The 7,425-nt window shown below is 72.0% G+C and carries 3 protein-coding genes; all 3 read left to right on the forward strand.

Annotated elements, in window-relative coordinates; translation table 11 throughout:
- Positions 1-28 precede the first annotated feature (28 nt).
- A complete protein-coding gene (locus QFW81_RS17635; protein ID WP_280580523.1) occupies positions 29-838 on the forward strand; it encodes a thioredoxin fold domain-containing protein in 810 nt (269 codons plus the stop codon).
- Between the two features lie 93 nt (positions 839-931).
- The gene (gene purL, locus QFW81_RS17640; RefSeq protein ID WP_280580524.1) at positions 932-4,948 is read left to right on the forward strand and encodes a phosphoribosylformylglycinamidine synthase; all 4,017 of its coding nucleotides are present in this window, start codon (positions 932-934) and stop codon (positions 4,946-4,948) included.
- A 627-nt stretch (positions 4,949-5,575) separates the two neighbouring features.
- The coding region (locus QFW81_RS17645; RefSeq protein ID WP_280580525.1) for an ESPR-type extended signal peptide-containing protein at positions 5,576-7,425 on the forward strand (1,850 nt) is incomplete at its 3' end.

The following is a 7,425-nucleotide window of genomic DNA, read 5'->3' on the forward strand; positions in this document are numbered from 1 at the left end:
GCCGAACGCGTGCGCGCGCCCACTCCCGATGCCCCTGAAGACCAGCCTGCTGTTCTCCGTCCTGTGTGCCGCCAGCCTGTCCGCCTGCGCGCAGGCGCCGTCGTCCGATGCGGCGCAGTCCGGCGACAACGCGGAAGCGACTACGCCGACGCCGATCGAGACCCGGCCCGGCACCCCGGAGGACCGCGCCCGGCAGGCGATCGAATCGATCAATCCCGAGATCCAGATCGACGCGATCGCCGCCGCGCCGCTGCCCGGCTTCCGCGAGGTGGTGGTGGGCGGTCAGACGGTCTACGTCAGCGACGATGGCAAGTACCTGCTGCAGGGCAGCCTGTTCGACGTCGAGGCCAAGCGCGACGTGGGCCAGGCCGGGGTGGCCGAGGTGCGGCGCAAGCTGATCGCAGGGGTGCCGGCCAGCGACCGCATCGTGTTCGCGCCGCCCAACCCGAAATACACCGTCTCGGTGTTCACCGACGTCGAATGCGGCTACTGCCGCAAGCTCCACCAGGACATCGCCGAGTACAACAAGCGCGGCATCGCGGTGGAATACCTGGCCTTCCCGCGCATGGGCCTGAACACGCCCGACTACGACCTGATGGTCTCGGTGTGGTGCGCGCCCGACCGGCGCAAGGCGCTCACCGACGCCAAGGATGGAAACCGCGTGCCGCCCCGCACCTGCGACAACCCGGTCGCGCAGCAGTACGCGCTCGGCCAGCGCGTGGGCCTGACCGGCACGCCGATGATCGTCACCGCGAGCGGCGTGCAGATGCCCGGCTACATGCCGCCGGACGCGCTGCTCTCGGCCCTGCAGCAGGTCGAGGCCGCCGGCGGCGGCTGATCTGTGCGGACGCGGCGGGCCGCGGCCGGGATTCCGGGCGGCCTGGCGCAATCGCCCTTACAATAGGCGGCCCGCTCCCAGCCTCTGCCGGACATGATCGTCCTCGAGGGCCTTCCGGCCCTGTCGCCGTTCCGCCGTGAACGGCTTGAGCTCCGCCTGCAATCGGTTGCCCCCGGAGTCCGGATCGCCGGCGCCTGGCACGTGTACTGGATCGAGCCCGAGCCCGGCGCCTCGCCGGACCGGGCCGCGCTGCGGCGCATGCTCGAAGCCGGCGATGGCCGCGCGCCGCTGGATGATGGCGTGGTGTCGCGTTTCGTCTCGCCGCGCCTGGGCACGATCTCGCCCTGGGCCAGCAAGGCCACCGACATCGTCCGCGGCGCCGGGCAGCCGGTGCGGCGCGTGGAGCGCGGCACCCGCATCGACCTGGCCGGCTGGCCGGAGGACGCGGCGACGCAGGCGACGCTGGGCCGCGAGCTGCACGATCCGATGACCCAGTCGCTGCTGGCGGCCAGCGAGGACGCCGCGGGCCTGTTCGCGATCCCGGCGCGCGGCGCGGTCGAGCGCATCGCGCTGCCGCATCTGGAGGACGCGAACGCGCGCCTGGGCCTGGCCCTGGCCGCGGACGAGATCGAATACCTGCGCGAGCGCTATGGCGAACTCGGGCGCGATCCCTCCGACGTCGAACTGATGATGTTCGCGCAGGCCAACTCCGAGCACTGCCGGCACAAGATCTTCAACGCCTCGTGGACGGTGGACGGCGAGGAGCAGCCGCTGTCGCTGTTCCGCATGATCCGCAACACGCATGCGAAGACGCCGCAGCACACGCTGTCGGCCTACAGCGACAACGCCGCGGTGGTGGAGGGCTATCCGGCCGCCCGGTTCCGGCCCGATCCGGACAGCGGCGAATACCGCGCGGAAGCCGTGCTCGACAGCGCGTTCTGCATCAAGGTCGAAACCCACAACCATCCGACCGCGATCTCGCCGTTCCCGGGCGCCAGCACCGGCGCCGGTGGCGAGATCCGCGACGAGGGCGCGACCGGCCGCGGCGGCAAACCCAAGGCCGGGCTCACCGGCTTCAGCGTGTCGTACCTGCGTATTCCGACGCTGCCGCAGCCGTGGGAGGCGCCGCGCGCGCTGAACCCGCGCATGGCGCCGGCGCTGGAGATCATGCTCGACGGCCCGCTGGGCGGCGCGGCGTTCAACAACGAATTCGGGCGGCCGAACCTGCTCGGCTATTTCCGCAGCTTCGAACTGCAGCACGACGGCGAGCCCGCGCGTGCCTACGACAAGCCGATCATGCTCGCCGGCGGCCTGGGCGCGATGGACCGGACGATGGTCGAGAAGCACACGCTGCGTCCGGGCGACGCGGTGGTGGTGCTCGGCGGCCCGGCGATGCTGATCGGCCTCGGCGGCGGCGCGGCGAGCTCGGTGGCGTCCGGCGAAAGCGCCGAAGACCTCGACTTCGCCTCGGTGCAGCGCGAGAACCCGGAAATGGAGCGCCGCTGCCAGGAGGTGATCGACCAGTGCGTGGCGATGGGCGAACACAACCCGATCGTCTCGATCCACGACGTCGGTGCCGGCGGCCTGTCCAATGCGATCCCGGAACTGCTGCACGACTCGGGCGTGGGTGGCGTGATCGACCTCGACCGCGTACCCAGCGACGATCCTTCGCTCTCGCCGATGCAGCTGTGGTGCAACGAATCGCAGGAACGCTACGTGCTCGGCGTGTCGCAGGGCCGGCTGGCGGAGTTCGCCGCGCTGTGCGAACGCGAGCGCTGCCCGTTCGCGGCGGTGGGCGTGGCGACGGCCGAACAGCACCTGACCGTCGGCTACGGCGCCGGAGCCGATGTCCTGCCTCCTCATGTCCGTCCCCCGCGCACGAGGGAAGGTGCCCGAAGGGCGGATGGGGGCAAGCCTGCCGCGCACGTTCCCGACGCCATCCCATCCGCCCGCAACGAGTCCACGCCTCCGGCCATCGACCTGCCGATGGACGTGCTGTTCGGCAAGGCGCCGAAGATGCATCGCGACGCCAGCCGGCCGGCGCCGGTGCGCTGGCGCATGCTCAACACGCAGCTGGTCGAACTGCGCGAGGCCGGCCTGCGCGTGCTGGCGCATCCGACCGTGGCGGCCAAGCAGTTCCTGGTCACCATCGGCGACCGCGCCGTCGGCGGGCTCACCGCGCGCGACCAGCTGGTCGGTCCGTGGCAGCTGCCGGTGGCCGACTGCGCGCTGACTCTCGCCGGCTTCGAGGGCACCGCGGGCGAGGCGATGGCGATCGGCGAGCGCACGCCGCTGGCGCTGATCGATGCCGCCGCCGCCGCGCGCATGGCCGTGGGCGAGGCGATCACCAACCTGTGCGCGGCGCCGGTCGAGGCGCTGGAGCGGGTCAAGCTGTCGGCCAACTGGATGGCCGCCGCGGGACATCCGGGCGAGGACGCGAAGCTGTTCGACGCCGTGCACGCGGTGGGCATGGAGCTGTGCCCGGCGCTGGGCCTGAGCATCCCGGTGGGCAAGGACTCGCTGTCGATGCAGGTGCAGTGGAGCGCCGCCGGCAACGCCGACGCGGCCGCCACGTCGCCCAACGGCGCGCTGCACAGGAGCGTCTCGCCCGTGTCGCTGATCGTGACCGCGTTCGCGCCGGTGGCCGACGTCGGCGCGCAACTCACGCCGCTGCTCGACGACGGCATCGACAGCGAGCTGTGGCTGATCGGACTGGGCGCGGGCAAGCAGCGGCTGGGCGGATCGATCCTGGCGCAGTGTTTCGACGCCTTCGGCGGCGCCTGCCCCGACCTGGACGAACCCGAGCGGCTGCGGGCATTCTTCGAGCTGGTCCGCGATGCGCGAGAGGCCGGGCTGCTGCGCGCCTACCACGACCGCTCCGACGGCGGCACGTTCGCCACGCTGTGCGAGATGGCGTTCTGTTCCCACCGCGGGCTCGACATCGACCTCGACGGCTGGGGCGAGGATCGCGCCGAGGACGTGCTGCGAACGTTGTTCTCCGAGGAGCTGGGCGCCGTGGTGCAGATCGCCGCCGACGACCGGGCGGAGTTCGCCGACCTGGTCGCGCGCCACGGCCTGATCGAATGCGCGCAGCGCATCGCACGCCCGACCGGCAACGGCCGCATCCGCGTGCTGCACGGCGCGCAGCTGCTGGCCGAATGGTCGTGGCAGGAACTGTTCGACGCCTGGTGGTCCGTGAGCCATGCGATGCAGCGCCTGCGCGACCACCCGGACTGCGCCGACGAGGAGCGCGACGGCGCGCGTACGTTCGATGCTCCCGGCCTGTCGCCGGTGCTCACCTTCGACCCGGGCGAGGACGTCGCCGCGCCGTACGTGGCCAGCGGCGCGCGTCCGCGGGTGGCGATCCTGCGCGAGCAAGGCGTCAACAGCCAGGTCGAGATGGCCGCCGGCTTCGACCGCGCCGGCTTCACCGCGGTGGACGTGCACATGAGCGACCTGGCCGCCGGGCGCGTCGCGCTCGACGGTTTCGCCGGGCTCGTTGCCTGCGGCGGCTTCAGCTACGGCGACGTGCTCGGGGCCGGCCGCGGCTGGGCCACCTCGATCCTCGAACACGCACCGCTGCGCGAGCAGTTCGCGGCCTTCTTCGCACGCGGCGACACGTTCTCGCTGGGCGTGTGCAACGGTTGCCAGATGATGGCGCAGCTGCGCGACATCGTCCCGGGCGCTGCGCACTGGCCCCGGTTCCTGCGCAACCGCAGCGAACAGTTCGAGGGCCGGCTGGGCCTGCTCGAGGTGCTCGACTCGCCGTCGCTGTTCCTGGCCGGCATGGCGGGGTCGCGGATCCCGGTCGTGATCGCGCACGGCGAGGGACGCGCGGTGTTCGATGCCGCGCCGGATGCGTCGCTGGCGCCCGTGGCACTGCGCTACGTCGGGGGCGACGGCGCGCCTGCCGCGCGCTATCCCGCCAACCCGAACGGGTCGACGGATGCGGTCGCCGGCGTCACCAGCGACGACGGCCGCGCCACCATCCTGATGCCGCATCCGGAGCGGACCCTGCGCCGCGCCAACTTCAGCTGGGCGCCGGCCGAGTGGCCGGACGCCTCGCCGTGGATGCGGCTGTTCCGCAACGCCCGCAGGCACCTGGGCTGAACTGATGCGGGCGCGCAACGCGCCCGCCGTGTCATAGGCCGCGGCCGGACGGCCGCATCGCGTCCGCGATTGCGAGCGGGCGTGCCAGGCATCGTCGCGGCCTGCGAAGAATAGGTGATCCATGCCGCCGCGACGTGCCCGCCGCTGCGGAGATTCGTGTTGCGTCGCAGCGCGCGCCGGTCGCCGGCTCGTGCCCCCTGTCCGTGCTCGCGCCGTCGGCCTCCGGGCACGCCCCGATCACACCGCCGTCGAGGCGCGGTGAAGGCACGACCCGCCCAATTCCCAATCTGTTTCGCCGGAAACATGTGAACGTGGCCGCATCATGTCGCGCAAGTCACTGATTCCAACGGCACTTGCGGTTCACTTTTGTCAATTAGTGACATTTTTGTCCGGAACGGCTTGACGCAAATTGTCAATCGCGGCGAGTATCCGTCACAGTCGCAAGTATTCGAGGAGCGTTCAGGAACAGCGCTGCCGCACCGCGCATGGATGGCTACAGCCCCGTCCGTCGCCATGCGACACGCTCCCCCGGACGCCTTCCCCGACGACCGATCCGTGCCGGGCGCCCCGTGCGTCCGTGCGTCGCTTTTACGGCGAATTCCGCAACCACGTCACAAGGGGCCATCGATGAACCGCATCTACTCCAGGGTCTGGAACCAGTCCACCGGCCAGGTCGCCGTCGCATCCGAACTGGCCAGGGCCAAGGGCAAGGGCAAGGGCGTCCGCCTGTTGCAGGCAGTGGTGATGACCGGCGCGATCGTGGTGGCGGGCGCCGCGGGGGCCCACGGACCGGGCAAGCCGGTGACGAAGGGCCATCACGCGACCAAGCCGCACGACCACGGCAAGGGGCCGCCGGCCAAGCTCGCGGATGCGTGCGGGACCGCGGTCGCGTCCGGGACTGCGGCCGTGGCCTGCGGCAACGGCGCCACCGCGAGCGGTGCCGGTTCGACCGCCGTCGGCAACGCGGCGCGGGCTACGTCCGCCAATTCCACGGCGCTGGGCAACAACGCCCGTGCGCTGCAGTCGAACACCACTGCAGTGGGTTCGAACGCATGGGCCAACGGCACCGCTTCGACCGCGCTCGGCAGCTCGACCCAGGCGATGGGTGCGCGCAGCACGGCGGTCGGGCAGGGCGCGCAGGCGCACTCGGAAGGCGCGGTGGCGATGGGCTTCAACGCCTACGTCGCACCCGCCGCCGCCGGCAGCGTGGCGCTGGGCTATGGCGCCCGCGCGACCGAGGCGGGCGTGTTCTCGGTCGGCAACGGAGGCGGTGCGGGCACGCTTGGCCCGGCGACCCGGCGCATCACCAACGTCACTGACGGCGTCGCGGCCAGCGATGCGGCGACGGTCGGGCAGGTGGACGCGGTCGCGGGCGAGATCGGCGATGTGGCCGACGCGGTGGAGGCGGTGGCCGAGGTCGCCGAACATACCGACCGCTACTTCAAGGCCGATGGCGCCGACGACGGTAGCGACGATGCCAGCATCAATGGCGAAGGCGCGCTCGCGGCCGGGGCCGGCGCGGTCGCCGACGGCGATGGCGCCGCGGCCTACGGCGCAGGCGCGCAGGCCACCAACGCCTACGCGACCGCAGTCGGCACCGACGCGTCAGCGTCCGGTCTCCAGGCCACCGCGGCCGGCTTCAACAGCAGCGCGTCGGCCGATGGGTCGGCCGCGTACGGCAGCTACAGCGTGGCCAGCGGCTTCGGCGCCAGCGCGCTGGGCTACGGCGCCGAGGCGACCTTCGCCGGCGCGACCGCCGTCGGTTTCGGTGCGGTCGCGAGCAATTTCGATTCCCTCGCGGTCGGCGAGTATGCGATCGCCAGCGGCGACAACGCCGTGGCCGTGGGCGGCGCGTTCTTCGGCCTGATTCCGACCGAGGCTTCGGGCGACTACGCCACCGCTGTCGGTGGTGCGGCCAGCGCCAGCGGCTTCAACAGCACCGCGCTGGGCAATTTCAGCGCCGCCGAAGGCGACGCCAGCCTCGCGCTCGGGTCCGACAGCACTGCCACGGCTGAGGGCAGCGTGGCCCTGGGCCAGGGCTCCGTGGCCGACCGCGACAACACGGTGTCTGTTGGCGCGGAGGGCGACGAGCGCCAGGTGACGAACGTGGCGGCGGGCACGGAAGGCACCGATGCGGTGAACGTGGACCAGCTGGAGGAGGCGACGGCGAGCAACCGCTACTTCCAGGCGACCGGCAACGACGCCGATCCGAGCGACGACGTGGGTGCCTATGCCGAAGGCGCATACGCCACCGCCTCGGGCGAAGCGGCGAACGCCTATGGCGACGGCGCCTCGGCCTACGGCAGCGGTGCGTACGCCGAAGGCCAGAACGCGACGGCGTCGGGCTACAACGCGACCGCGGTGGCCGACGGCGCCACGGCGGTGGGCGGCAGCCTGTACTACGAGGACCCGGACACGGGCGAGGTGCTGCTGGACCAGACCACGACCGCATCGGAAGTGGGCGCGAGCGCGTACGG

The sequence above is a fragment of the Luteimonas kalidii genome (genome assembly GCF_029887935.1).
Lineage (GTDB): Bacteria > Pseudomonadota > Gammaproteobacteria > Xanthomonadales > Xanthomonadaceae > Luteimonas > Luteimonas kalidii.